Raw genomic sequence first — 25,449 nt, forward strand, 5'->3', positions numbered from 1 at the left:
GGTGGGACCATTTGTCACGGGTTCTTATGCGGATCGGAATAAGCCCCCCTGGTAACGGTCGGTCGTGGACTTCGGCTTTGGGTCGGGCACCGACGGTCGCAGAACGGCCAGAAGCGGAAGTTCGGCGCCGAGATCGCACCGTCTGAAAGTGGTCATCAGTCGGAAGTGTGGGTGTAGATTGTTAAGATAGCAAAGCCCGACCCCTTTTCTTCTTCGTAATCAGAAAATCATTCACCGTCTTTCGCTTGTGGACTGCCGCCATTTCGACCTTGCACTTAGTCAAGATTCCCCTCCCCGAGGTTGCTTCGTGAGCGACCAGAACAACGCGCCCGCCCAGCCGATCACGGTCCATCCGAGCGAGAGATTCACGATCGCAAGCAGGAAGGAGTTGGGGTGGCCTCGTGCGAGGGCGAGAAAGGTTGGAAGAAAATACAAGAACGTCGCACCCAGGACATAGAGGACAGAGGGGAGATCATTGTCCATGGGACGCCTCCTTCATGCGGGCGTAAGGTGTTCGCTTCTACTTCCACCGCCGCTTGGTGTGCAATGACCGACTGGTTATTGTGAGATGAAATCAGAGTCAGATCTTGTTTCTTGTGTCAACCCATTACCCTACAGGTACAATGCACCTGGTGGTCGAATTATGATGCTCCATGGCCTAGCCCATTTCGGCACAAGCTGAAACAAGGGACCGTTTTTACCTTGCACTGTTTCGCCACATGACCAAGCCTCGAGTGAACAGCTGAACTCTCCGTTTTGTACGGCGTAATCTGTGCGCAGCGTTACGCCGCTCGGCGCTTCTTGCCGCGTCTGCTGGCGCGCGTCGTGAGGCGCGATGTCTTTTCTGCAAAGCGGCCTGCCACAAACTTATGCAAGACGCTCGCAATCAGCGTTTGATAGGGAATGCCTTCTTCCGCAGCGCGCGCTTGGATTTCAGAAAGGTCAGGGGTGGAGAGTCGAATATTGCCCCGCTTGTTTTTGCTGAGAGTCGCACGAGCATACTCGCGATATCGATGCAACGCTGCCTCGGACGTCACCGTGGATTTTAGCTTGCCGGCCTCGAACGCCGACAGAACTTGTTTCTCATAGCGATCAAGAGTTTTCATAGCTTTCCCCTCAGTCCATACTCTCGCGTGGCTTTGCGGCTCTGAATAATCGTCTTCAGAAACACGTAGTCCGCTTCCTCAACATGCGGCACGAGATACACAGAGGAACTCACGGCCACGACAAAGAGGCCTTGGTTCGGATACCGAGCGGGATTGGGATGTCCTACAACATCCAGCAACCCACCAGTTTCGATGGCCAACACCACATCCTCAAAGGAAACGCCCCGACCTGCTTTCAGTAGTTCGTTCTTCGGGGAATTCCCTCGAAATGTTTTCACCCGGAAAGTATAGGCAAGGCGGTGCCTTTTGTCATCATGCCTCAGGAGCGAAGTGTAGGACGTATCATCTTTCGGTGTGGAAAAAGGATAGAGGCGGCCTAGAGGTTATTGGGGCCACATCGCGTTTTGTGTAGTGGAACCAGCATGAATAAGATGGATGTCAGGCGTGAGTGCCGACTTAAGTGAAAGGTGAGGTACGTATGGGGGCCGTATGCAATTTCTTTGTGGGCCATGGCTGGCATCGCCGATGCCCTCCAGCCACTCAATAGTTCTCTGACCCCCATCTCGCTGTCTTGTATTATGGTTAGAATCGCTGTGGCGCAATGTCACCGCTTCCGTTCCATTGCCCCTAGCCCGCATGATTCATGACTCTTCTGCTGCAATCGCCGATCCGCTGTTGCGACACGCCTGCGGCCAGCAGGCTCGCCCCTCAGACCCTCGACGTACTGCACGAGTACGCCTCGGATCCTCCGGGCTCCGCGCGCCGGTCTCACGACGCGGTTGGGCGATTTCGCCACGAACAGTCATGAATCATGCGGGCTGGGACGACAGCTTGCCGATACGGTTGCAGAACAGCTATGCTGCATCACTGGCATGACACAATCCGGCGTCCTATTTTATCCGTTCCATCTGTGCCACGAGCGCACCTTGCAGTGGCTGCTGGAGCGGTATCAGCAGGTGCATTTCCGGGACTATATGGCCATACAAGTCAGTCCTTTCTGCGGGACAACGGCTTTTCCCGAACGGATGGGCGATGCCTTCCCCGACCTCCTGGCCAGCCACCGACTGGTGCAGGGGTACAACGTCAGCGGGCCGCTCACGCCGGACACCTGCATCGCTGTGGATCGCGATCTCACCGATGCCACGTGGCGTGGGCTCTTTCATCGCGCGCTGGTAGAGAATCGCCGATTCCAACGTGGTCTGTTCGACGGCACAGACATCACGGGGCGTCACAACGATGGCCATGCCGAGCAGCCCTTGATGGTTCGTCTGAAGGATGGTTCGTTCGAGACGACTCCCTTGACGGTGGCCGGTATCCGTCAACTCAGCCGGCGACGGCTCATCGGCAGTGAAGCGGATCTCTTCGACTATGGCCTTGCCCTCCTAAAAACCTCCGTCTCACTGGTGTACACCATACAACTGGCGACGGCTGAACAGCTGGCCGTTGCGACTGACTCGCGCGCCCATTTCACATTACTCACGCGGCTGATAGAACGAATGGGCGTCACGATCGAGAATGAGTTGGTCGAGCAAGGCCTGTCTTAACCATTACACTCAGGTCTGCCCCCTCAACGCCTCAAACGATTCCGGATGTCACTGAAGACAGTGAGACCGGCAGCGGCAGCGGATTGGGGAGAAGCCGGGATAACGGAATATTCGATCAGATCAGGGCAAATGACGCCCTGTACTTCTGCTTCGGGTCGGAGACCGATGGTCGAAGACGGCCACTTTGCGACAGTCGCTTAGGCAATCTCTGCGCCGGAAAGCTGCCGTTCATTAGAGTCGGCGTCCACAAAACCTGCCCACCCGTATTCCCCTAAGTTCTCAAATTCATGTGACTCAAGAACTGACTTCACTCGTCCTTAGATCAGATGGTTGGCGGAGAGCCCGATTATATTTCTTGTCCGGTGCGCTTTTCCATTGCTATCGCGGAACGCTCGACACCCTCCAAGGCACTATCGTGATACCGCTGTCAAATTGTGATAGCCCTGACTATTTCCCTGAGAAGTGTGAATAAAACAAGTCATAAACAGAGCGAGAGAAATCTTGCGCTCGCTTCTCCATCCGCAAATAACTGATAAAACCCCCAACAGCAAAGATCACGAGATTCATAATGTGTGTAGCAATATCACCCGGGACACTCATATAAGAGCGACCTAGCATGATCAACTCAATTAGTGACAGAAGCCCAAACATGGCGAGCAGACAGCGAAAGAGTCCATATTGGGCGTTGAAAACAGCCGGCGTCTCGGTCAGCTTTTCGACTGAGCGATAACAAAGTCTAAATGCCGCGTGATTGTCACGCAGGACAGCGTCAAGATCCTGTTGTGGCACTTCGTCAGTCCGAATCGAAAGATGAAACTTGTCTCGAATGAGATTGCGGAGATTCTGCTTATACTCATTCGGAAATGTGGAATCCTGTGGCAGCAGCATGCGATCCGATGGCAACCCACCCCAGAACCATGTAACAATATGCTCAAGAAGATGCTGGCTTATGCCTTGGAGCAAGAGCCCAAGAATATATCCTTGAACGATCAGTATAGAAGTCTCGGCTAAATCACCGCTCTTTAGCATGAGATCATCTAGGCTCAAAACCTTCGAAAATGTTCCCAGGGCCCAAATGAAGAACATTCCTGGTATTACGACCGCGATGAAATCATAGGCGTTAAATCTTCCCACCATGGGCGTTCTCCGATGTTAATTCACCTTATTGCGTCAGAATGGCTGCTGGGCGACACGCGTCTGCACCATAAACTCTTCAGCACTCATCAGTGAATACGAAGGACTGTACATCCCTTTTTCCGAATACCATGATATGGGTGGGAATTCCCGCCGGGTTGAGGTGTTTGCGTATTTGCTTCACGGCTTCTATATCTGTTGGACTCAAGGTCGCTGGTCCGTCTGGATGCGTGTGCCACTCACCCACGTAACCGATGAGTCCTCCCGTTGATGCGTCGATACTATCCAGGATTTGTGGGTAGTCCAGCCTCCCTCGCTTAAATGCATACGGTGTTCCCCTGGAGTCCTTGGAAGGCGGAAGACAATCCGTCACATAGATGATTTTGCGTTTTTTATGGATCAACCCAACAAGAAGACCTCCTGTCTCCTTTTTCCCCGCTCTCTTCATGAGTGCACCGATTTGGGGACCAACATGGCTTTGGATACGAACCTGCCAGGAAGGATTATTCGTCGGAGTCAGCGACATAACCGGATGGACTGGTAGCGTGTAACTATGTGTCTTGACAAAGTCCTCCGTCAGGAATAGAGATATCTGGATCCGTCCCTCCTTCAAACAAAGCCACGAATGACGTTGTTTATAGGTGGCTGCAAATACAGCCGCATGCGCTGACACAATATCGTCAGCCAACCGCAAGGTCGCTGAGCTACAGCTAATTCCGATGCCAATTTCCTCAAGCATGGCCGCCCGCTCCTGTTCTAGTTCTTCTCTGTGACGAGCTAACCAACTCGCAATGGGCTGGAGGGATTGACCGTAATTAAACAGTGCCGCCTGGAGATCATCGATTCGCGGATTGCGTTCTGCTCCCTCCCAGTACAAGATACCCAACTGCCCTCTGTCGGTGATCTCACACCTGGAATACCGTAATCCCGTGGGAAGTGCCTTTGTCAGCACAAGATCATTGAAGACGGCTGTTGATGCGGTCGCGTCTATTAAGAGGGGAATCTTGTCAAGAACCTCAGGTGTTTCGAGGACCTGATCCAGCAGAGTTGGCAGGCTCTGGATCTTTACGCTGTCCTGATCTAACCGATACATCGAGGTGATGTAATCCTTCAGAGCGTCGGCCTTGTTCTGTCCCACGTAATGAGGTGACAGACCATGACGGACTAGATGATGTGGAAAGAGATCCGCCGAATCTATCAGTGTCTGTTGACACTGACCAGCTTTGGCAAGATGCAGACTCACTTTTGAGCCCACGGCACCACATCCCACCAGTGCAAATGGCGTTGAGAGTGCACCTTCTTCACGGGAAAGCTGACTCGCAAATGCCACGGTTAATGGGTTTCGGTGACTAAGAACAAGGACGGGCGCATCATCTTTCCAGCGACCATCCTCACCGGAGTGTTCATCGGATCCCAGTATTGCCAGATGAAGATACTCGATTGGCGAGTCAGAACCAATCAATCGCTGTGGGCGGAGGAGGGCGAGAATGAGCGGGACTCCACCCAGGAGCTGCGCAGAAATGCTGTGATACGCCTCGATCGCCGCGTTCAGTGGGGAATTCAATCTGACACAGAATTCCTTCAACTCCCCGTACGTGCTCGGCAGGGAGCCAAAATACTCTGCCACGGGGGCGCGAGGGCCCCATATGAGCAATCCATAGAGAAGCTTGTCTTCATCGGGTACTGCACCCACGATCCGGTTGTATCGCCTGAATACTTCCACCATTTTTTCAGTCGGTGGAATTGGAAAAGGAAATTCGATCCGATAGGAAATTTGATAGGCATAGTGTTCTTTGATCGACTTATTTTTCAGCAACGTCGCCATGAGAAAGGAGTATCCCGCACTGCCTCCTGAGGACTCCCACTGCCCTTCGACATGGGTCATGAGGTCGCCGGGCTGGTAAATCGTGACGCCGCTCGGTTCAAGGATCCTTGTGCCTTCAAATCGGTCTTCTTCGCGAATCAACCGATTGCTTGCAGCGTCACGAAACCAGGAGCGGGCCCTCGCAACCAGATCGGCGATACTGTGCTCGGCGAACCAATCACGCAAACTTCCACGATGTAAGCAGAGTGATGCAGGATTGCCCGCACCTCCCACATTGAGGTGAGGTAGCTCATGAATAGGGAAGTTTTTCCGGTCCGGATACACTGAAGGCGGTATCCGAGGGTACCGCGTCCTGTGAAAGAGGAAAATCACCGGCTCTTGTGCACGGATGTCTATGCCGTTGATTGGCCCGCCGGTAGGAAGATCAACTGAGAGGGTAAGAGTGACTGCGATGTAATCCTTATTCCAATAATGGCACGTGAGGTATGAGGAGGGCAGTGCGGCTTGCAGCTCTTGTAGGCCCTCTTCGATGGACTGCGGAATCTCGTCGGGCGATAGGATCTTCTGTGTGGCTGAATGGAGATCAAACCCTTCAGCCATATGTTTTCGGTGTAGCTACCGTCGATTTGAGCGCCGCCGAGGAGACCACCTGACTTCCCTTCGGATACTCGTCCTTCTGTGGACCGTTTTGCGTCATACGAAAGTAGATCGGGATTGGCTTCGATTCGGATGGGTGTTCCCCAGTGCAGAGAAAGCGATCTTTCCCGACGGTGCTTCGATAGGTTTCTGCGGCAATATAGTGTGGCGGATTGTCCTCATCGTCCTTTATGGACTTTGAAGATGAAATAACAAACGCTCCCGTGCGCTTCTTCGATTTGAGTAATCCTAAAATCTTTTCGCTCGGTTGTTCCTCCTCTGATGGCAGCTCACTAAAGAACGTCCACGAACAGTGATGTGGTGCCAGGAAGAGATCCCAAAGGAGATCCTCTGTCTTACTGCGGGCGATAATGTCCTCCCATATAGTACAGCCAGCATCTCCTCCAAAAAATGCAAGGGCGGCGGATTTGACTCCGCCCACCGCAAACCGTGCCTGTAGAACGATGCTGGTGTCATTCCGCTCGTCCCCATCCGCATCGGTTTCTTTCTTGAACGGACCATGCACAAAGAACTCAAAGCCGCTCTTGGCCGATCCGTTAATCACATTGGTTGTGTTCCCGGGAACGGTGATTATGGTTTCCAGCCCCTTAAGCTCTGGGTTATCGGAGAACCCAATGATGCGTACCCGATTCCCAGGGAGATTTCTTTCTGCTCCACCTTTTCGATACAGTACGATTCGGCGATCCACCTCTTTCTTAAATGCCTTGGCGTCATCGGACAGATCTCGCCCTTCCCAGAACAGCCGAGGCGCAAACCAGACTTCATCAGCGATGATTCGATCTTGCCTCTGATCCACCTCTGAATATTTCCCAGGGTCACCCGAATAGAATACCGTCGAAAACGCGCGGATGTGGTCCTGATCAGGATGGGTCAACAGGAAGGCGTCGGCATGGGGCCGCCCCGAACCGTCTTTGCGAACTTCTTTGATGAGATGGCCGTGGACGTCGTAGCGCGAGTCATCGTCCTCAACTTGTGAGTCTTCGGTGATATTAAGATCAATGATGACGGTGGTGCCATCTGCCAGTTTGATGAGGGTGGTGTCCCCGTTGCCAACCGGAAAATACGTGATCGTCGTGTCTGGCATAGGCGAATCTCCTAACCATTAGGATTGGGCTATAATACTATGGTCGCCTAAGTCTAAGTGTCAATGATAGGGGGGCCTTACGGTGTCCAAAAATTCGCACATTTGATAGTGCTACCTGGAGATTATGAGGGAATTTTAGAACTTATAAGTTGAGCGGTTCTCAGAGAAGATATTGTGGAGATCTGGCGGTCGCAAAACGGTCGTATAGCAGAGGGATTTTCCGCTCATTCCGTCTCCCTCAATCTCACTCGCTCTCAGGACTCAACTCGTTGACTTTCTAGCTCAAGACCTGTGAAAGTCGCGTCAGGATTGAAGGTGCTTGCTGAATGGGCCCCAAGTCAAATCCCGGCTTCTGCACTACCGTAAGACGCACGTGTTGCTATGAACGTTCTTTCTTTTACACCCAGTGGGATCCTGATGGCGCTGTCATTCGATTGGACCACCTGATAGCCGTCAGTCGTGGACTTCGGCTTTGGGTCGATAGCTGCCGGTTGCCTCCGACAGCATCTGTCCGATCACGTTTCAGTTTCTACTCAATTTATATTGCTTGACTCCTGTCCCCATTGCGACCAGGGGATGCTTTCAGATGTGAAGTTCCGCTGACTGCCTATCTCTCGCGCGTCCTGACCCTTCCCAGCGTGACCGATTTGCCAGGCTTCATCGCATTCGTGCAAACATCTTTGTGGCTCACTGATTTGGACCAGCCTTTCCCAGGACTGGGGGCGCTGCGTCCGGAGCCTATGCCTGGTAGGCTGTTCTCCCACTTCATGCTCGGTTTCCTACTTGGCTCCGTTCCATCCAGTCCGGAGATTGTGATCTGATAGACCATCTGGCCATGCTCCTGAAACATGGTCAGGGGATGTGTTCTGCGCCATGTGGACCTGGTTACAGGAGTTTCGTCCCTAGGTCCTCTTTAGCGTATTTTTGAGCCTTCTTTCTTACTCATCCCTCTTGACAGATTTGAAACCTCGCTCCTGCTGCTGAGAGCCGTCATCCCCAGAATTGTGTTGAACCTGTGGATAACCGTGGGATAGATAACACGAGCGCCGGGATTAGGTCGATTTGCTTGGATTGTGTCAAGTCCTATTTCTAGGAATATGCAAGAAAGCAATGAACTCATGCTGTTACCACTATTACTTGTGGTGCTATCGCAGTAAAGCGGATGACTAAAAAATAGGCACTTTGATAAATACACAAGCCATTTGCACCGTCTTTTATGGAATTCTGTACCTTGTGCACAGGGCTATCCACAGAAGATGTGGAATGAAAATACTCGTGCCAGTCCTAATCTGCACGGCAGCAAACTGTCTGGAATTCTTAAGTTCCTGGTGGGCAATGCGCCAGTCGTCTTTGCGCGACCGTTTTGATGTCAGGTGGATAGGTGGATTCTCGTTGAGGTTGGGCTTTGCGATCTGAACAGGCTTTCAGGATTTGAGAGCTTCTCAAGCATAAGGCGGAGCATGGCCTGACTTCCACTTGATACTGCAGCCTATGCTGGGCCTTTGATTACTATCGACGGGCTTGCCAGTGAGCACGGCTTGGATGGCAGTACGGAGATCATGGCCGGTCACTGGCTTATTATTACCTGGTCGGCTGTCGTCGAGTTGTCCATGGTAGGCCAGACGGCGATCTCGATCAAAAAGATAGAACTCTGGGGTGCAGGCTGCACGATAGGCTTTCGCGACCTCCTGGGTCTCGTCGTGACAGAGCGGGAACATGAAACCTAGACGTAAGGCCATTTCCTTCAGCCTTGGCGGGGCATCATCGGGATAGTTGATGGGATCATTGCTGCTGATGGCGATGATTCCTAGATTCGTGTCTTGATAGTCCTGTCCGAGTTTGGCCAGTTCATGTTCGACATGTACCACATAGGGACAGTGTCGGCAGATAAACATCACGAGCAGGCCTACCTTTGCAGCGAACGAGTCGAGCGAGTAGCGTTGCCCAGTCACGACGTCCGGTAAACCGAACGGCGGTGCTGTGGTTCCAAGCGGGAGTATGGTTGAAGTCATGGCCATGAGAGAACCTCTTGTGGTGTGTTCGATAAAGAAGATGCCGCATGTGTTCAGCTGGGTCAAGTGGTGACGAGTGAGCATTTCTTGCGTCATTGTTGTACCAGGACTATGCTGGGTCTGCTGGTGTGGAGCTGTGGGAAAGGCGAGGTGGTTATTGATAATAAGGAGGCGGGCCATGCGGAGTCTTTGGCTGTTGATCCTATTGGCGGTTCCGGTTGTGACGTTGGCTCATGATGAGACAACGTCTCCCACGTCAACCCTTACGGTCAGTGAAACAGGGATTGTGCCGCATGCGCCGGATACGGCCTTCGTAATGTTTGGTTTGGAGACGGCGAGTAAGTCCCTCGCCGACGCACAAAAGCGGAACGGTACGGTTATGAGTAAAGTCATGGATCGGCTGCGGGATCTACAGATTGAGAAGGAACGAATCCAGACATCGTCGTTTACCGTGTCGCCGCAATATCGGCCGCCATCGAACCGTCCTACGGATGTCTCACCTGCGTCTCCGGAAATCATCGGCTATGTGGTCAGTAATATGGTGACCGTGGAAATCCGTGCTCTGGACAAGGTCGGCACGGTGATTGAAGAAGTTCTAAAGGCGGGGGCGAACAGTTTTCAGGGGTTGCACTGGGGGTTACGCGAGGAGCAATCGGTACGGCTCAGCGCGTTGAAACAGGCTGCGGCCAAGGCTCGTGAGAAAGCCTCAGTGCTGAGCGACGGGCTGAACGTGAAACTCGCACGGATTCTCTCGGTCACTGAAGGAGGCCAGATGATCCGACCTCCTATGCCGATGGCACGCATGGCCATGGAAGCCAGCGCCGGTGATGTGCCGATTTCATCAGGTGAGCTGAAGATCGAAGCCACGGTGACGCTGGTCTACGAAATTGCGCCGAAGTGAGGTAGTCAGGTAGTTAAGCTACTCCTCTGATGCAGCTCCCCCCTCCCACAACTTCACCGTCCGATCCCAGGAAGCGCTGGCGAGGCGCTTGCCGTCTGGAGAAAAGGCCAATCCGCGGACCGGGCCACTGTGGCCTTTGAGGGTTCGGAAGTTTCGACCGGTGGACAGATCCCAAAACTTGATGGTTTGGTCGTCGCTTGCGCTGACCAAAACTTTTCCGTCCGGGGAGACGACAAGATTACGGACCCAGCCCTTGTGACCGGTCAACGTTTTCTTCTCGACCACCGTCGGCATCTCAAAGAGCTTGATGGTGGTGTCCCGGCTGCCGGTAATCAGAAGTTTTGCATCAGGGGTGAAAGTCATCGCGCCGATCCAGTAGTCCATCGGCTTTTGAAACCCGCCGTCGTCTTCGACAAAATAGCCACGGGTCTCGGTTGAATCCACCTCGTCTTTTCGCCAATGACCGTCGTGGAGGACCTTTTCCTCGCCGCTTGGGAGTACTTCCCATACTTTAATTTTCCCGATGTCCGTTCCGCTGGCGAGATGGATGCCGTCGGGTGAGAACGCGACGCACACCGACCAATGGTGATCGTATTCGTCTTTACCTAAAAGGGTCATCAGCTCGGTGCCGGTGGTGACTTCCCAGATTTTGATGTCTTTGTTGTGGCTCCCACGCGCGAGCATGAGTCCATCCGGGGAGAGGGATAAGCTGCAAACGCTGTGGTCGTATCGAGTAAAGAGGAGCTTCACCGGTTCGCCGGTTTTGCCGTTCCAGAGCCTGATGGTACGGTCCTCGCTCGCCGTCGCGAGGGTCTGCCCATCCGGAGTAAAGACGATGGCGCGGATATCGTGGGTATGGCCGCGAAGGGAACGGAGCAGCCGCCCGGTTTCAATGTCCCACATGCGTACAAGGCGTTCGGCGCCACCGCTCGCAAGCACGGTCCCATCCGGTGAAAAGGCAACCGTCCATACTCCATGTGAATGACCACGGAAGGTGTTGACCTCCCGGCAGTCAATTCCCCAGTAGTTCAGGAAATCGATCGGTGGGGTTGATGTGGGTTCTATCCGAATGGAACCGGATGCGAGAAAAGGAGTCATCGTTGGATCGGACATAGGTCGTGCGTTCCCTTGGCTGTCTGGTCCTTGATTGGTGAACAACCCGGCCAGTATAATTTCTTCGATAATTCAGATCGTAAGAGATGCCTCACGATCAAGTCAACTCTTCAACGAGTCTGTCTTGCGTGAACAGCAGACTCTGGATCGATGCCGAGGGTGTCCAGCGGACGTCGCTGAGATCTCACGCTGATTTTTCCGACTCCCTCGCATCCGAACGATCCGGCGGGTTGTGTGGCAATGGCCTCATGATGTGATTGAGAGTACTTCAATGGAAATCAGGTTCCAGCCAGCATTGCTTCAGGAAGTGATCGACTCGTTCGTGGAAAAGACGGAACGAGAGGGGGATCCGACCTACTACAAGGAGTTTCACGAGTACGCTGATCCGATCTACGAGAAGTTCATCCTCGAAGATCGAGAAGCCGAATTCAAGAAGTTGTACCAGTTCCTCTTCGGCACCTGGGGGTTTTCAGATATCGTTCGTGATTCATTCAATGAGTATCCGCTGTTGAAGGAGAAGGTGGGGATCGTCCTGGTCAAAGGGGTCTTGAAAGAAGATCAGGAAGGCGTCGATATCCTCAGAAAATGGGGATCGGTTGAAAAGGACTTGGCCAAGGAATTTGAAGAGAAGGGGATGAAGGGGGTCGGGATTAAGCTGATTCCCCGCCGATTCTATGACCCGGCGCTTACTCGGTATTGCCGTCATGAACTGATGCATATTTCCGACATGATCGATCCGTTGTTCGGCTACGATCCGGACACCAAGGTCGGGTTGAATCCCGGGGAAGAGACGCTCATCTTACAGCGCTATCGTGTGTTATGGAGTTTGAGCGTGGATAGTCGGCTCGTTGCGGCGGGTAAGGAACCGATGTTGAGCAAGGAGGACCGATTCAAGGAGTTCCGGTCCTGGTACCGAAAGATTCCGCCTCCTCAACTGAAGTCGGTATTCGAGGGGCTCTGGCAGACCTCCTATTTTTCCCACTCCGAGTTGATCGAAATGGCCGCCGATATCCTTCGCGTGATGGACCGGGCCGTGGATGTCGAAGGCGGTGAGGTGCCGGAAACTCAGAACAAAATCATGCTGATGCCGGGGTTCCCGTGCCCGCTCTGCCGGTTTCCAACCTATTCCTGGGTCGAAGATATGGGGACCAAACTGGAATCCTACGTGCTGGACTTCATCCGTGAGAATCACCCTGGGTGGGATGTCGAATTCGGAGCCTGTGATCGGTGTGTGGAGGTGTATAAGTTGCGTGCCGACGGCGTGATGTAGATGAGGAGGGTGAAAAAGGCCGCCGGTTACGTTCTCGGCTCACAAGAATCCTCAACGTACCTCCGAATGTACGCTTGCGGTTCTAGTATTGCCTGCGGCCTTGCCGGACGGCCTTTTTGACCCTCCTCCAAGAGAACCCATGGCCACCAATCCCTCATACGGTCGACGAGATTTTCTGAAGGATTCCGTCGTCTCGACCGTCAGGGCGGCACAGGAACTCGTCAAACACGCGGAGGCTTCACCCAGCGAGGCTGCCGTGCCGGCAGTTCGGCCGGACTGGTTGCGTCCTCCCGGCGCTGTGGCGGAGGGACTATTCTTGGCCCGTTGTACCAGGTGCAACGATTGTGTCACGGCCTGTCCCCCTGGAGCCATCACTGCGCATCCTGGCGATGGTACCCCTATTCTCTATGCCGATCAGTCTCCCTGCCTGTTGTGTGAAGATTTTCCCTGCATCACGGCCTGCCGAACGGACGCGCTCATGCCGGTCAGCGGGGTCGACCAGGTTCGAATGGGGACGGCGGAGATCTCACATCGACTCTGCACGGCTGGTCAGGGCTGCCACGCCTGTGTCTCGAAGTGCCCGACCAATGCCCTCGCCCTGGATGTGGCCTTGCTTCGCCTGTTGGTTGCTCCAGAAACCTGTGTGGGGTGCGGTATGTGTGAGATGATTTGCAAGACGGTGAATGACCGTGTCGCGATTCGTGTGATTCCGACCCGGCAGATGGTGAGGGCCGCCTCATGAACCGGTGGTGCTTTAATCATGGTTGTATCGACGCAATCGAATCATCAGGGAGGCCGGTGAGTTCTCCCTTGACTTCACACCGGCCATTTCATATACATACATGGCTTTTCCGTCACACCTTGGAACGTGCTGGTTGTGAGACAGGGTGAAGATGACGGACAGGAGGCGATTTCTATGACGAGTCAACAGCCGATGCACAGAGTCTCTGCATCTGCAGCCGCCACGTTGCCGAACCCTTCCACGCTGAAAGATTCGCCGGCCGTTGAGCGAGCACTCAGTCGCAGCAAAATTTATCTGCTGATCTCCTGGAGCCTCCTCTATCCGGAGGATGAGGAATTTCTTGATTATTTGCGGTGCGGAGAGTTTGTCGAAGATGGTCGGACGGCTCTTGATGCGCTGGGCGTTGCCCTTGGCGCCGATGGGAGCCAACGTGCCAAGGACAAGCTGGTCGCGCTGAAAAAGCAGTTGGAGATGGTCGAGGGGCTGATCTCTTCAGAATGTGTCAATTGGCAACTGAACGATCTCCAGTCGGAACATCGTCGCGTGTTCAGTAACGTGATTACGCTCGATTGTCCTCCCTATGAAACCCTGTTCGGGAACGACCACGTATTCGCCCAGTCTCATGTCATGGGCGACATCTCCGGATTCTACAAGGCGTTTGGAGTCGAACTCTCCAAGGACATCCATGAACGGCTCGACCACCTCAGTGTGGAGTTCGAGTTCATGCATTTCCTTGCCTACAAGGAGTCGTACTCGCTCTGTCACGATGGGCCTGAAAAGACCCAGATCGTGGTGGAGGCACAAAAGAAATTCGTTAAGAATCATATCGGTCGATGGGTGCCCTTGTTCTGCCGCATGTTGGCCAAGAAGGCGGACTCCGGCTTGTTTAAGTTGGTGGCCGATATGACCGGTGATTGGATGGAGTTTGAGGCGGCGTTCTTGGCCGTGACGCCTCAACCCTACACGGAGACCGATTATCGACCCGCAACGTTCAGTTCGCCGGAAGGTCAGACCTATGAGTGCGGCGCGCAAGACCAAGGGAATGAGTTGAGCATGTTGTTGAATGAAGTCGGGGCCCAGTCCTTCATGGATGTGAAGGAGAAGGACAAGGATCAGGAAGAAGGTCGGCCTTCTGGAACTGCGTGAGTGACTGTGGAAATGCTCGGTACGGTTCGCGAGTAGATGTTATCTTTCATTCAATTTTCACGAGGAGGGAGTAATATTATGAGGGTAGCGCAGACGACCAACAAGAAATTGGTGTTTGCCATTCTTCTCTCCGCCCTCACTGTCGGCCTGATGCTGACGTTGGGGCGAGTACCACTCGCCGTCAGTCAGCCGGTAACGATACCGGCCAAGACGGTTAAGGGCTCAATTCCGATGGACGGTGCCAACCCTGTCTGGGAGAGCGTACCGGGAGTTGTCGTTCCTCTGAGCGGTCAGCTGATCACCACCCCGATGCACCCGAATATTTCGGTAAAGTCGGTGTTCGTGAAGGCGATGACGAACGGTAAGGAAGTCGGGTTGCGGTTGGAGTGGATCGATCAGACGAAGAATGATACGGCGATCGGGCCACAAGATTTCCGTGATCAAGTAGCACTGATGTTTCCGGTGAATACGGCCGGAGCTCCGCCGTTCCAGTGTATGGGGCAATCCGGCGGTACTACCAACATCTGGCGATGGAATGCTGAGTGGCAGAAGGACATCGGCAAGGATAGTGCCGGAATCTGGGATGTGGACGATCAGTACCCCGGTATTTTCTGGGACTACTACTTTGAAGAGCCGGCGGGAGGCGTCACCTATCCTGACCGTATCGGTCGCAGCCTTGGGCCGTTCAACTCCGGCATCTGGTCGGGGAATATCATGTCTGACCCGACGCTTCGTGTGAGTTCGGTTGAGGATTTGAGCGCCAATGGCTTCAGCACCCTCACGACGCAAGCTCACCAGGATGTCATCGGGAACGGTGTCTGGGAGCCATCAGGGTCCGTGAAGGGCGGTGGGTATACCGGACCAACCTGGCGGGTTGTCGTGAAGCGGACATTGGAAACCGGTGACGCGAACGATGTGCAGTTCAAGGCGGGGATGTCGGTACCCATCGCGTTTGCGGTGTGGGACGGCGCCAACATCGAGCGAAACGGCATGAAGTCGTTGTCGACCTGGTTTACGCTGAAGCTGTAGTCATCTGATTCGTGCGAGGCAGCTTTTGGCTGCCTCGTTCTCGAAGTTCAACAAGGCTTCGGATCGATGCCCTCACAGTAGGGAGCGGTCCGAGGCCTTTTTTGTGCCGTGATCTGTATCCATCCGATCGATTCACCCAAGTAGGATTGCATTTCGCCTTGAGCGGAATGTATAAAATTGATGAAATAGAAGCCACTGATTTTCAAGAGTAAAAGGACATCTCAGACTATGAACGTCTCGCTCCTTTTTCCTCCGACCTGGCATCCCTCACAGCCCTACCTCAGCTTGCCGTCTCTGACGGGATTTCTGCACCAAGGTGGGGTTTCCAACGTTTCCCAGCGTGATCTGGGTATCGAATTATTGGACACCATACTGACCAGGGGCTATGCGGCAGAGGTGTACCAACAGCTGATTGCCAAGCAACGCGAGTTGGAGCGGAGCCAAGCAGGAGAGACGGGGCCAGGCAGCCGCGAGCACTATGGAAAGGTAACGGATTCGCTCGATCGGTTTGGGTATCTGGTCGATCGGATTGAGCTGGCTAAAGACACTCTGCGGAGTGAAGAGTTTTACGATCCCGACGCCTATCGTGCCAGTCTGTTCATGATCGATAAGTGGCTGGAGGTCGTGTCCTCGGTCTATTTCCCGACCCGATTGACCGTCGTCGATAATCAGTTTGGGAACTACTCGATCTACTCCTCGAAGGATCTGATGCGGGTCGTGCGTGACGAGGCGCAGAATCCGTATCTCAGCCTTTTTCGCGACCGCTTCATTCCGTCGATCGTCGACAGCCGTCCCGATCTCATCGGGGTATCGATTACCGCGACATCGCAGATCATTCCGGGCCTCACACTCTGTCGACTGATCAAGGAGGCGGCTCCCGACCTGCATATCACGATCGGCGGCAGCATCTTTACCCGGTTAGTGGACAACATCCGCCGATGCCCCAGCCTGTTCGAGCTCACCGATGATATCGTCGTGTTTGAGGGGGAAACAGCTTTACTGGAATTGGTCAATCAGCTGGCCGGCAAGAAGGACTACAGTAAAGTGCCCAACCTGATCTATCGGCAGAACGGGAAGATCACGGTCAATCAGCCGTTCTATTCTGAGAATGTGAACCAGCTTCCAGCCCCGAATTATGACGGATTTCCGCTGGGTCTCTATCTCTCGCCCGAACCGGTTCTCCCTGTTCAGTTTTCGCGCGGCTGTTACTACAAGGATTGTGCGTTCTGTGCCTTGACCCTTGACCACCAGAATTTCAGACAGAAGGACCCGGGCCGTACGGTCGAAGAATTGCAGTGGCTGAAGCAGCGTTACGGGGCTCGCCACTTCTTTTTCACCGACGAGTGTTTCGCGCTGTCGCCGACCAAGCGGTTGTGCCAGCAACTGATCGACAAACAGGTTGATGTCAAATGGACCTGCGAGATGCGCTTCGAGAAAAATCTCTCACGCGAGCTGCTGGCTTCGATGCGGGATGCCGGCTGTTTGAAGATCGTATTTGGGCTGGAATCCTTCAACCAGCGGATCATGGATTTTATGAAGAAGGGGATCAAGCAGGAGTGGGTCCGGCGGGTTGCGGATGACTGTGTGGACCTCGGGATCGCCGTGCACTGTTATATCATCGTCGGGTTCCCCACGGAGAAAGAAGCAGAAGCGCTGGAGACCATGAACTTCGTCGTTGAAAATAAACGGCTGCACGAGTCGTACGGCTTTTCGTGTCAGCCCTGTCTGTTCGACTTGGAAAAAGAAGCTCCAATCATGAGCGATCCCGGTAGCTATGGCATCCGGCGGATCATGCGACCGTCTGCGGAAGATCTGAGCCTTGGGTTCTTCTACGAAGTGCAGGAGGGCATGACCCCGGATGAAGCGGAGCGGTTATATCAGTACGTGTACGGAAGGATCAGCGAGGTGGTGTGCGAGCTGCCGTTCAATTATGCGATGGCAGACGGGTTGCTCTACATCTCGAAGGCCAAAGCAGGGGCAAAGGCGGCGTCGATGGCCGCACATTGACCCTCTTTTTCTACGGCGGCTATAATATCGATTCCTATGGATACCGTGATGAAACCGGCGACACTGAGCGAACGGGTGATCGGGAAAGTATCGGACTTTGGTCCGTTGTTTGACTATACGGTCAAGCTCGTCCTGCTTGCATCGTTTCTCGAACTTGTGTTGTATCGTTTGTTGTCGCGTCTTGGGATGCATCTCAGTAAGATGGCCGCAACGCATCCATGGATTACGCCGACATTTACGGCCTTGACCGAAGTAGGGGCGTGGCTCCTCAACATCGTCGCGGTGTTGTTACTTTTGGCCCTGACGCTCACCATGGTCAATCGGTGGGGAGGGAGCGACAACAGTCGGCTGGTGAAACTGGGGATCATCGGGACAGCTCTGTTGTTGGTGCTCACTGTTGGGTTTTTGGTTGTGCCGCCGGGGATGTTGGGTGCCATTGTCTACAACGGATTGACCCTGTTGGTGCTGACCGTGTTTGTGTCGGACTATGTGATGACGCATCGTGAGCCGGCTCAACGAGCGTTGGCGGTCACCTATTTCTTGGGCATGTCTGGCTGGCTCTACTATCAGATCGTGTCGTCGACGTATAGTCTGATGGGAACGATTGTGCAGCCTCCCTTGGTGTATGAATCACATCGTATGGGCGAGGCGTTGATGGTCCTCGCCAGCTTCTGTGCCTTTCTGGCCTATGGCAAGAGTAAGAGCCTCTCGCTGCGAACGAAGAATCGGCAGCAACGCAACCGAGCCATCTGGTTTTGGGCGGTCACGGGCGCGACGTTTACGACCCTCCTTGTAGTCGATTATTTGTTGGATCGCATTGCTCCAGGATTCGCCTCCGGGTTTCGGCAGGCCTCGCAAGGTATCGGGTGGATCTTTCAGTTCGGGATGGGCTATACGTTTTATCTCCCCTTTGCCCTCTATGTCGGGGGGTTACTCTGTTGGTCCTATACGGTGGTGAAGCTTGTGACCATGGGGAGACTGGCCGGCTATGGTATTGGACTGATGTTTATCGCGGGATATGCGCTGCTGTTTTCAAACTTGACGTTGATGGTAGTGCTGGGGGTCATGCTGCTGGCCTGTGATCGGGTCAAGGTAGCGACAGCTGAAGCACTATCGACGAGTGCCGGTCCGATGATGCCGGCATCGGATGGATTGATGACCGGTCGGGCGTAAGGCCCAGAACGAGTTGCATGATGGACACACCCACATCCACGCCCCCGCAAGGGGACACTGCGGTTGATCTTGGGGATCAACCGCTCACTCCGGAAGAAGAGATTGCCGGGATTGAAAAACTGTTGGCCAGTGAGCCGGACGATTTTCAGGCGCGCTGTCGACTGGGGGAATTATATTTCAGCAAAGGGCGTCTCGACGATGCGTTGGCCGAGGTCAAGAAGGCCATTGAGATGGCCGAATCCCTTCGTGCCGAAATGAATCGTTCGCTGGCCATGTACTATGCCAACTTGGGCACGATTTACGCGACCAAGAATATGGCCGATGAAGCAGCGGCCGAGTTCCAACATGCGCTACAAGTCTTTCCTCATGACGTGCTGGCGCTCTTTAATCTGGGCAGACTCCACGCGGATAAGAAGCAATATATGGAGGCGAAGGGGTACTACGAGCGCCTCGTGGAAATCACGCCGGATGATCCGATCGCTTGGTATAACCTCGCGGGTGTCTATATTGAGCTGGATAATCCCCAGGTGTCCGATTACAACACCATCGACATGGGGATCCAGTGTTATCTTCGTACGTTGGAGTTGGACCCCAAGCACTTGGAGTCGGCCTTCAAGCTGATGGAGATTGCACTGAATCATAAAAAGACCGATTTGGCGATTCGCGTCATGGAAAGTGCGGTGGAGCACAATCCCGACGAGCCGCTGGCCTATTACAATCTCATCAGTGTGTACGACAAGTGCAAGATGTTTGAGCAGGCCGAAGAGGCCAGGAAGCGGCTGAAAGAGCGGTTTGCCAAGAAGGCCAAGGATGGTCCGAGATCTTGATTCACTTTTAGAAGAGGTGTCCTATGTTCGGCAGTCTAGGGTTCACCGAGCTGATCCTCATCCTCATGATCGTGTTGATCATCTTCGGCGCCGGGAAACTTCCACAGTTAGGCGAAGGCCTTGGGAAGGCGATCAAGGGCTTTAAGAAGTCCGTGCATGAGGCGGAGGCCATCGAAGCCGAAGCACAAGCAGCAGCCCAACAGACCGCTGCTCCTCAAGTGGCCACGGCCGCTCCGGCCCAGAGTGCGCCGTTGAGTCAGCCCGCAGGGGCCACGGTGCAGTCGGCTCCACGCGCCTAGTCGGATGTATTGGAAAAGTCCCCCAGCGATGTTCTCGCATTGCTCGGAGGCTCAATCTTCCACCGGGTAGAGCAGCCTGAGCAGCTCAGGGCGGGTGGGTGAGAGCATAGGTCTATGTGAACCTCCTGTGTTGAGCGTCGAACATGCGCGAGCAGTCAGATCATCTTTTAACAGCTCCCTAGAAAGCACCATACGCATGGAAACCGAAGTTGGATTGGTCGCCGGCTACATTGAAACCTTTGCCGGGAACGGGAAAGCTCGAAGTACGGGCGACGGCAAGCGCGCCGTGAAAGCGGGAATCCCGCTTCCTCATCACGGGGCACTCGATCGGGCTGAGCAGTGGTTCTATTTCGCGGAATCGGGATCGGATCGCATCCGGCGGGTGCACCTCCAAGACGGGACGGTCCACAACTTCGCCGGAATCGGGGAAACTTGTTATAGCGGCGATGAGGGTGTGTGTGGAGAGGCCGGGCTCTATTTGCCTCTGGGGGTCGCTTTTGATTCGCAGAACAATCTGTATATTTGTGACTCCGGAAGTAATCGGATTCGGAAAGTCGATCATGAGACAGGCATCATCACGACCGTGGTCGGGACCGGTCAGCATGGATTTAACGGGGACGGACCGGCGCGCGAGGTCAACCTGACGTGGCCGGCAGCCATCGCATTTGGTAGGGACGATGTGTTGTATATCGCCGACACGCAGGCGCACAAGGTTCGGCGGTACGATCCCAAGACGGATCTGGTGACGACGATTGCGGGAACCTGGACGGCCGAGGACGATGCGCGTGAACAACCCCTGGTGGCGAGGAACCTCGTGGTGCTCTCCGGTGATGCGATCGGGATTGATTTTAGTGATGATCAAGGATGGCTCATGCCGGTCTGTTCGGATGGGCTCGATATGTCCATGTATCTGGATGACGGAAAGCCTGCGATGGACGCGCGTCTCTACGACATCGTCGGGATTGCGGTCGACGACAGGGATCATGTGTATGTGGTCGATAAGGGAAGCAATCGAGTCAGAAAAATCGACGCCCAGACCGGTGTGATTTCGACCGTCGCCGGGGTCTGTCGGTACGGATACGACGGTGACGGCAAGCCGGCTGTTCGAGCCATGTTGCATGCTCCGGAAGCCGCGATCTTTGATCGGGACGGCCATCTCTATATTTCCGACACCATGAATCATCGGGTGCGGAAGGTGGACGGCAAGACCGGCGTGATCACCACGGTCGCGGGAAATGGAGACAGCGGCTACGAGGACAAGAACATCGGTGGCTGCGGAGCGGCTCGGTTTGTCGCGAAAGAATCTGCCGGACAGTTGAAGCACGGTGACGGTCTGTTGGCTGTCGACGCGGTGGTGAATTCTCCCGTCGGTTTGGCGCTGGACTCACAGGGCTATCTCTATATCTGCGAGCGTGGAGAAAATAAGATCCGCCGCCTCAAACTCTCGTAACCCATCCGCCGATATCTGCCCTCTCCTCACATTTGTCTCGATCAGGTTTTGTGGTATTCTGAGCGCGGTCATTTCTCGGAGTACAGTGCTGTGCGAACGACGTCCATTGGTAGCGTCCGGTTTCATGCGCTTGGATTCTTATCCGGGCTGATCGTCATCGCGAGTGTACTCGGTGCCTTCGGGGTTCCGTTGGTGAGTTCCGAGGGGATGACGATCCGGGCGTTTTTGATCCAAGGCGAAATGCCGAAGACAGCCGATGATACGGTCTGGCAAACGGCCTCATCGATCACCATCCCGCTCAGCGGTCAAGTCATTACCAGGCCGGTCTGGCCCGAGCCCACGGTTCGTGCGTTGACGGTGCGATCCGTCCACAATGGGACCGATATTGCCTTTCTGTTGGAATGGCAGGACAACACCAAAAACGATCGGCTGACTCCTGGGACGTTCCGCGACGGGGTGGCGATCGGGTTCCCCCTCGGTGATGCCCCGGCGTTCTTTTGCATGGGGCAGTTGGATCACTACATCAATATTTGGCATTGGAAGGCGGACTGGCAGAGCGATATCGATCGTCGGGCCGCGCGCGCTCCGGAGAAAAAAGAAGGTGGCGTGCGAACGTTCGAAGTCATCCCACGGCGAGTGTCTTCCGTGGAGGACCTCATCGGCGGAGGCTTCAGCACGCTGACGACGAAAGACAAACAGGGACGAGTGCAGGGACAAGGGTTTTGGAAGGATGGCATGTGGCACGTCATGATGCGACGTCCGCTCCTCAGCGAGGAGCAGGAGAACGAAGCGACACTCGTTCCGGGACGAATCCAAACCGTGTCATTCTCCGTCTGGAATGGAGAAAATAAAGAGCGAAATGGGCAAAAGGCGGTGGCGCCGTGGTTTCAGTTACGCATCGATCCCGTCGAGAAACTGTGAATCAAAGAGCTCATGGCATATGGCCTATGGCATAGGTATGAAAAGAGTTTGAGCAGATTGTTCTCTCTCTTGCTATACGCCATAAGCTATCAGCTCTTCCCTCGACGAGATACGAATGATGGCCGGCTGAAGCGGACGACTTGGGGGTGGACGATTTGCCTGATCAGTGCACTGCTGGCTGTTGCTACGGCAGTTGCACAGGCCGAGGCGCAATCCGGTGAAATGATGGAGGAAGAGGCATCGAGGCTTGGCGAAGAATTCGGGATCGTCGTCGGCGCCGTCGATGAAGCGATTCAGAAAGAACTTCATCTTGAGAGGCCTCAGGGGGTTGCGGTCTTCGAGGTCATTGGGAACTCCCGTGCAGACTATGCCGGTATCAAAGTGCGGTCCGTCATCAAGGAGATCAATAAACAAGAGATTCGAAACATGGGGGATTTCGGACGGGCCATTAAAAAGGCAATGAAGGAATGCAATGTAACCGTGGGAACCTATGAACCGGCTGATCCCGGTGATCCGGTCGGATGGGGAGTGAATTTTCACTTTGTCGGCTGCAAGCGGGATTAGTTGTGAGGGGTGAACGGTAAAGGGTGAGGGGTAAGGAGTGAAGGGTAAGGCGCGTGGATGGAGAAGGGGAGCGCATTGGGGACAGAGTATTGCGATGCTCTGCTTCCTGTCCTTCGTTGGACTCGCCGGCCCCTTGAGTATGTTTTCCCAGGGACAGGCAGAGGCTCAGCACGTAGATGACCAAGTATCTGCGGATTGGGTTGCGGAAATCGAAAAAGTTTTTATCCGGTCGGAGGAGTGTAAGCAGTGCCATGAGCGGCATTATGAAGAGTGGAAGGGTGTCAGAGAGCAGACGCCGGATTTGAAGACATTTGGTCGTGTCGATGCAGCGCTTTTGCACGGGACATCGTTAACCTCACCGGTCTTTCGAACGGTGCTCGGTCTTTGGAAACAGACGAACCCGACAGCGGATGAGCAACGCCGATGCTTGTCGTGCCATGCACCTGCCGTGACGGTATTCCCTGAACATGCCGAGAAGGTCGCCGGCCAAGTCCTGAGTGGAAAATCTGGAGTGGAAGGGATCGGCTGTGCGGCGTGCCATCTGATGGCGGGGATAGATAAGAGCGCGTCCTCGCCGCCGACGTTTGCCCTACAGCCAGGACGAACTCTTTATGGTCCCTATGCCAACCCGGAAGAGAACCTCGTCCATCCTGCCGTGCAGTCGACGCAGTTTCGAGAAGCCAGCTTTTGCGCCTCCTGCCACTTCGATAAAGTGAAAGATGTCATGCAGAAGAATCTGCCCGGCGAAATCCTCGAAGGGACAATCTGTCAGGATTGCCATATGGAGCCTTCTACGGGGAGCTCGACTTCACGGCGTGGCGCCATGACCCGATCCATCGGCCGCCATTGGTTCCGCGGGGTCGTCGTCGCCGGGACGATGCTCAAGAACCGGAACGTGCAGGCCGAATGGATGCCACGCATTGATCTGGAAGTGACGAAGATCGGCGCGACCGTGGAAGGAAGAAGTCTTGTGAAGGTCGGCAGCCTACCGCACAGCTTTCCCGATGGCGATCCGGTGCTCAAGCAGTTCTTCCTGACCGTCACGGCAAAGGATGCAAAAGGGCAGACCCTGGCGGAAGAGACGCAGCAGTTCGGATTATCCTACGACCAGGTTCTCCGTGGTCCCATTCCGGATCCCTTCATTAAGGGTGGGAATACGAGGAAGGTGCCGTTCGTATTGACGCTTCCAGAGGGAAAGGCTGCAGCGTCGATAGAAGCCGTTTTGAGCTATGCGTTGATTCCCACCCCTGCACCTATTCTGCTGGAGAGATATCTGGCCACCTTAGCGACCGATGCCGCGAGAGACGAGGCGAAGAACATCGTGCAGGAATATACACAACGGCATTTTCTGACCTACCGTGTGAAGGTGCTTTCCTGACATGGCAGCCTCGATGGGACGAGGACAGGGTAGGCAAGCGATTGGGCTCAGTGTCTCGCTGATGGTCTGCATTGCGTTTCTGCCGGCTGGGGCAATCCACACGGTGCGGGCGCAAACAGTCCAAAGCCAGTCCTTGATCGAGAAGACCTTCCCTCATTCCAACAAATGTAAACGCTGTCACGAACGGGTGTACGAAGAGTGGGAAACGTCGCCGCTATCAAAGTCCATCCATTCTCCGGCGTTTCGTACTGCATTGGATGCCTATCTGAAGTCGCCTGGTGGAAAAGATCAGGCGCTGTGTTTTCGATGCCATGCGCCGCATGTTCGGGAGTTCCCCGAGCAGGCACAGCTGTTTGTGGATCAAGCGAAGGGAGGCGATCCGTCACTGGACGGCGTGGCCTGTAGCCAGTGTCATTTGATCAAGCACGTGGACCGCGCGAAGCATCCTCCGGAGCCGAAGTATGAGGTCGGCGGAAAGACACTCTATGGGCCGTACAAAGACTTTGTGCAGAATTTGGCCCATCAGTCGATGGAATCGAGTCTGTTCCAAAAGTCTGATCTCTGCTTGAACTGTCATCAGTCGGTGCCGTCGGCAGCGAATCTGGGGAAGAGCAACGACTTGTTGGGGAATTGGGACCAGAGTCGGGCCGTGAAGTCGGGTAAGGAATGTCAGACCTGCCATATGCCACAACAAGTAGGCGAATCAGCGAATGGGGAAAAGAAGCGGACCATCGCGAACCATAGTTTCCCAGGGCGTCTCGGCAAGCTTCGTCAGGAGGCAGCGAAGTTAGCTGTGCAGACGAAAGTCGATGGTGACAAAACCACGGTGACGGTCAAGGTGCAGAGTCTCGTTCCGCACAACTTGCCGGCGACCCATCCGGCCTGGGCGTCGGTGGTGTTGAATTTGGAGATCAAGGGCAAAAACCTTAAAACCGTCTTTTCAGACAAGCGGGTCTATGGTCGGACATACCAGGACGCCCAGGGGCAACCCACGATCTTCGACTTTGAAGCTGTCAAAGTAGCCGAGGATACGGTGCTGAAGCCAGAAGAGACGAGAGAGGAAACCTTTACCTTCCACACGCCCAAAGATACCAAGACATTCGATGTTGAAGTCGGCTTGAATTACGCTCCGCTGACTGGTCCTGCCTCCTTTCTCCAACGTGTCGAAGCCGAATCGTCTCAGGGATCGCAAGATCCCGCCTTCCAGCCGATCGAGATCGTGAAGCGGACAGAGAATGTGCCGGTAGGCAAGTAGCTGGGTGGGCGT

At 54.5% G+C, this 25,449-nt stretch carries 23 protein-coding genes; 15 read left to right on the forward strand and 8 right to left on the reverse strand.

Annotated features, from left to right (window positions below):
- Positions 1-279: 279 nt before the first annotated feature.
- From ACMTNU_RS06045 to ACMTNU_RS06055, 3 genes are all read right to left on the reverse strand, one after another.
- On the reverse strand, positions 280-483 hold the full coding sequence (locus ACMTNU_RS06045) for a superinfection immunity protein (RefSeq protein ID WP_413934329.1): 204 nt from the start codon (positions 481-483) through the stop codon (positions 280-282).
- Positions 484-782: 299 nt separating this feature from the next.
- Complete coding sequence (locus tag ACMTNU_RS06050) at positions 783-1,106, reverse strand: hypothetical protein (RefSeq protein ID WP_413934330.1); 324 nt, start codon at positions 1,104-1,106, stop codon at positions 783-785.
- Entirely contained in the window at positions 1,103-1,306 is a 204-nt protein-coding gene (locus tag ACMTNU_RS06055) for a hypothetical protein (protein ID WP_413934331.1), read from the reverse strand. The genes ACMTNU_RS06050 and ACMTNU_RS06055 overlap by 4 nt, the downstream gene beginning before the upstream one ends.
- Before the next feature lie 672 nt (positions 1,307-1,978).
- On the opposite strand from ACMTNU_RS06055, the gene ACMTNU_RS06060 reads away from it, so the two are divergent.
- The gene (locus ACMTNU_RS06060; RefSeq protein WP_413934332.1) at positions 1,979-2,650 is read left to right on the forward strand and encodes a hypothetical protein; all 672 of its coding nucleotides are present in this window, start codon (positions 1,979-1,981) and stop codon (positions 2,648-2,650) included.
- A gap of 447 nt (positions 2,651-3,097) precedes the next feature.
- Here ACMTNU_RS06060 and ACMTNU_RS06065 read toward each other — a convergent pair whose 3' ends face one another.
- From ACMTNU_RS06065 to ACMTNU_RS06080, 4 genes are all read right to left on the reverse strand, one after another.
- Complete coding sequence (locus ACMTNU_RS06065) at positions 3,098-3,787, reverse strand: hypothetical protein (RefSeq protein ID WP_413934333.1); 690 nt, start codon at positions 3,785-3,787, stop codon at positions 3,098-3,100.
- A 76-nt stretch (positions 3,788-3,863) separates the two neighbouring features.
- A complete protein-coding gene (locus ACMTNU_RS06070) occupies positions 3,864-6,209 on the reverse strand; it encodes a Mov34/MPN/PAD-1 family protein (RefSeq protein ID WP_413934334.1) in 2,346 nt (781 codons plus the stop codon).
- Complete coding sequence (locus tag ACMTNU_RS06075) at positions 6,202-7,350, reverse strand: hypothetical protein (protein ID WP_413934335.1); 1,149 nt, start codon at positions 7,348-7,350, stop codon at positions 6,202-6,204. Before ACMTNU_RS06075 ends, ACMTNU_RS06070 begins: the two co-directional genes overlap by 8 nt.
- A gap of 1,442 nt (positions 7,351-8,792) precedes the next feature.
- Complete coding sequence (locus tag ACMTNU_RS06080) at positions 8,793-9,368, reverse strand: thioredoxin family protein (protein WP_413934336.1); 576 nt, start codon at positions 9,366-9,368, stop codon at positions 8,793-8,795.
- Positions 9,369-9,540: 172 nt separating this feature from the next.
- Between ACMTNU_RS06080 and ACMTNU_RS06085 the strand changes: the two genes are divergently transcribed.
- Entirely contained in the window at positions 9,541-10,263 is a 723-nt protein-coding gene (locus ACMTNU_RS06085) for an SIMPL domain-containing protein (protein WP_413934337.1), read from the forward strand.
- An 18-nt stretch (positions 10,264-10,281) separates the two neighbouring features.
- On the opposite strand, the gene ACMTNU_RS06090 is transcribed toward ACMTNU_RS06085, so the two are convergent.
- Positions 10,282-11,376 (reverse strand): WD40 repeat domain-containing protein, encoded by a 1,095-nt coding sequence (locus ACMTNU_RS06090; protein WP_413934338.1) that lies wholly within the window; start codon positions 11,374-11,376, stop codon positions 10,282-10,284.
- A gap of 271 nt (positions 11,377-11,647) precedes the next feature.
- Here ACMTNU_RS06090 and ACMTNU_RS06095 point away from each other — a divergent pair, with 271 nt between their 5' ends.
- The 13 genes from ACMTNU_RS06095 to ACMTNU_RS06155 all read left to right on the forward strand — a co-directional run bounded on the left by ACMTNU_RS06095 (position 11,648) and on the right by ACMTNU_RS06155 (position 25,437).
- The gene (locus ACMTNU_RS06095; protein WP_413934339.1) at positions 11,648-12,646 is read left to right on the forward strand and encodes a hypothetical protein; all 999 of its coding nucleotides are present in this window, start codon (positions 11,648-11,650) and stop codon (positions 12,644-12,646) included.
- Between the two features lie 139 nt (positions 12,647-12,785).
- Positions 12,786-13,388 carry a 4Fe-4S dicluster domain-containing protein gene (locus tag ACMTNU_RS06100; protein WP_413934340.1) on the forward strand — a complete coding sequence of 201 codons (603 nt, stop codon included), beginning with the start codon at positions 12,786-12,788 and terminating at the stop codon, positions 13,386-13,388.
- A gap of 174 nt (positions 13,389-13,562) precedes the next feature.
- Entirely contained in the window at positions 13,563-14,534 is a 972-nt protein-coding gene (locus tag ACMTNU_RS06105; RefSeq protein ID WP_413934341.1) for a molecular chaperone, read from the forward strand.
- 78 nt (positions 14,535-14,612) lie between these two features.
- Positions 14,613-15,563 (forward strand): ethylbenzene dehydrogenase-related protein, encoded by a 951-nt coding sequence (locus ACMTNU_RS06110; RefSeq protein WP_413934342.1) that lies wholly within the window; start codon positions 14,613-14,615, stop codon positions 15,561-15,563.
- 228 nt (positions 15,564-15,791) lie between these two features.
- The gene (locus ACMTNU_RS06115) at positions 15,792-17,570 is read left to right on the forward strand and encodes a B12-binding domain-containing radical SAM protein (protein WP_413934343.1); all 1,779 of its coding nucleotides are present in this window, start codon (positions 15,792-15,794) and stop codon (positions 17,568-17,570) included.
- Positions 17,571-17,618: 48 nt separating this feature from the next.
- Positions 17,619-18,743 carry a hypothetical protein gene (locus ACMTNU_RS06120; RefSeq protein WP_413934344.1) on the forward strand — a complete coding sequence of 375 codons (1,125 nt, stop codon included), beginning with the start codon at positions 17,619-17,621 and terminating at the stop codon, positions 18,741-18,743.
- Between the two features lie 17 nt (positions 18,744-18,760).
- A complete protein-coding gene (locus tag ACMTNU_RS06125; RefSeq protein WP_086426107.1) occupies positions 18,761-19,570 on the forward strand; it encodes a tetratricopeptide repeat protein in 810 nt (269 codons plus the stop codon).
- Positions 19,571-19,593: 23 nt separating this feature from the next.
- Positions 19,594-19,869: a twin-arginine translocase TatA/TatE family subunit gene (gene tatA / locus ACMTNU_RS06130; RefSeq protein WP_413934345.1), complete on the forward strand. Its 276-nt coding sequence runs from the start codon at positions 19,594-19,596 to the stop codon at positions 19,867-19,869.
- A gap of 196 nt (positions 19,870-20,065) precedes the next feature.
- Positions 20,066-21,319, forward strand: a complete 1,254-nt coding sequence (locus ACMTNU_RS06135; protein ID WP_413934346.1) for a hypothetical protein — start codon at positions 20,066-20,068, stop codon at positions 21,317-21,319.
- Positions 21,320-21,409: 90 nt separating this feature from the next.
- Complete coding sequence (locus ACMTNU_RS06140; protein ID WP_413934347.1) at positions 21,410-22,240, forward strand: ethylbenzene dehydrogenase-related protein; 831 nt, start codon at positions 21,410-21,412, stop codon at positions 22,238-22,240.
- A 48-nt stretch (positions 22,241-22,288) separates the two neighbouring features.
- Entirely contained in the window at positions 22,289-22,804 is a 516-nt protein-coding gene (locus ACMTNU_RS06145) for a hypothetical protein (protein ID WP_413934348.1), read from the forward strand.
- A 94-nt stretch (positions 22,805-22,898) separates the two neighbouring features.
- Entirely contained in the window at positions 22,899-24,182 is a 1,284-nt protein-coding gene (locus ACMTNU_RS06150) for a multiheme c-type cytochrome (protein WP_413934349.1), read from the forward strand.
- Position 24,183: 1 nt separating this feature from the next.
- Complete coding sequence (locus ACMTNU_RS06155; RefSeq protein WP_413934350.1) at positions 24,184-25,437, forward strand: multiheme c-type cytochrome; 1,254 nt, start codon at positions 24,184-24,186, stop codon at positions 25,435-25,437.
- Positions 25,438-25,449: the final 12 nt, after the last annotated feature.

This window comes from Nitrospira sp. BLG_1, from assembly GCF_047338595.1.
GTDB lineage: Bacteria > Nitrospirota > Nitrospiria > Nitrospirales > Nitrospiraceae > Nitrospira_D.

Excerpts from the sequence above, each read along its gene's own strand:
- ACMTNU_RS06065 (WP_413934333.1), bottom strand. The coding sequence starts at position 3,787 with ATGGTGGGAAGATTTAACGCCTATGATTTCATCGCGGTCGTAATACCA.
- tatA (WP_413934345.1), top strand. The coding sequence starts at position 19,594 with ATGTTCGGCAGTCTAGGGTTCACCGAGCTGATCCTCATCCTCATGATC.
- ACMTNU_RS06090 (WP_413934338.1), bottom strand. The coding sequence starts at position 11,376 with ATGTCCGATCCAACGATGACTCCTTTTCTCGCATCCGGTTCCATTCGG.
- ACMTNU_RS06070 (WP_413934334.1), bottom strand. The coding sequence starts at position 6,209 with ATGGCTGAAGGGTTTGATCTCCATTCAGCCACACAGAAGATCCTATCG.
- ACMTNU_RS06120 (WP_413934344.1), top strand. The coding sequence starts at position 17,619 with ATGAAACCGGCGACACTGAGCGAACGGGTGATCGGGAAAGTATCGGAC.
- ACMTNU_RS06080 (WP_413934336.1), bottom strand. The coding sequence starts at position 9,368 with ATGGCCATGACTTCAACCATACTCCCGCTTGGAACCACAGCACCGCCG.
- ACMTNU_RS06110 (WP_413934342.1), top strand. The coding sequence starts at position 14,613 with ATGAGGGTAGCGCAGACGACCAACAAGAAATTGGTGTTTGCCATTCTT.
- ACMTNU_RS06085 (WP_413934337.1), top strand. The coding sequence starts at position 9,541 with ATGCGGAGTCTTTGGCTGTTGATCCTATTGGCGGTTCCGGTTGTGACG.
- ACMTNU_RS06095 (WP_413934339.1), top strand. The coding sequence starts at position 11,648 with ATGGAAATCAGGTTCCAGCCAGCATTGCTTCAGGAAGTGATCGACTCG.
- ACMTNU_RS06100 (WP_413934340.1), top strand. The coding sequence starts at position 12,786 with ATGGCCACCAATCCCTCATACGGTCGACGAGATTTTCTGAAGGATTCC.
- ACMTNU_RS06060 (WP_413934332.1), top strand. The coding sequence starts at position 1,979 with ATGACACAATCCGGCGTCCTATTTTATCCGTTCCATCTGTGCCACGAG.
- ACMTNU_RS06115 (WP_413934343.1), top strand. The coding sequence starts at position 15,792 with ATGAACGTCTCGCTCCTTTTTCCTCCGACCTGGCATCCCTCACAGCCC.
- ACMTNU_RS06105 (WP_413934341.1), top strand. The coding sequence starts at position 13,563 with ATGACGAGTCAACAGCCGATGCACAGAGTCTCTGCATCTGCAGCCGCC.
- ACMTNU_RS06125 (WP_086426107.1), top strand. The coding sequence starts at position 18,761 with ATGATGGACACACCCACATCCACGCCCCCGCAAGGGGACACTGCGGTT.
- ACMTNU_RS06075 (WP_413934335.1), bottom strand. The coding sequence starts at position 7,350 with ATGCCAGACACGACGATCACGTATTTTCCGGTTGGCAACGGGGACACC.
- ACMTNU_RS06050 (WP_413934330.1), bottom strand. The coding sequence starts at position 1,106 with ATGAAAACTCTTGATCGCTATGAGAAACAAGTTCTGTCGGCGTTCGAG.
- ACMTNU_RS06150 (WP_413934349.1), top strand. The coding sequence starts at position 22,899 with ATGCTCTGCTTCCTGTCCTTCGTTGGACTCGCCGGCCCCTTGAGTATG.
- ACMTNU_RS06155 (WP_413934350.1), top strand. The coding sequence starts at position 24,184 with ATGGCAGCCTCGATGGGACGAGGACAGGGTAGGCAAGCGATTGGGCTC.
- ACMTNU_RS06045 (WP_413934329.1), bottom strand. The coding sequence starts at position 483 with ATGGACAATGATCTCCCCTCTGTCCTCTATGTCCTGGGTGCGACGTTC.
- ACMTNU_RS06135 (WP_413934346.1), top strand. The coding sequence starts at position 20,066 with ATGGAAACCGAAGTTGGATTGGTCGCCGGCTACATTGAAACCTTTGCC.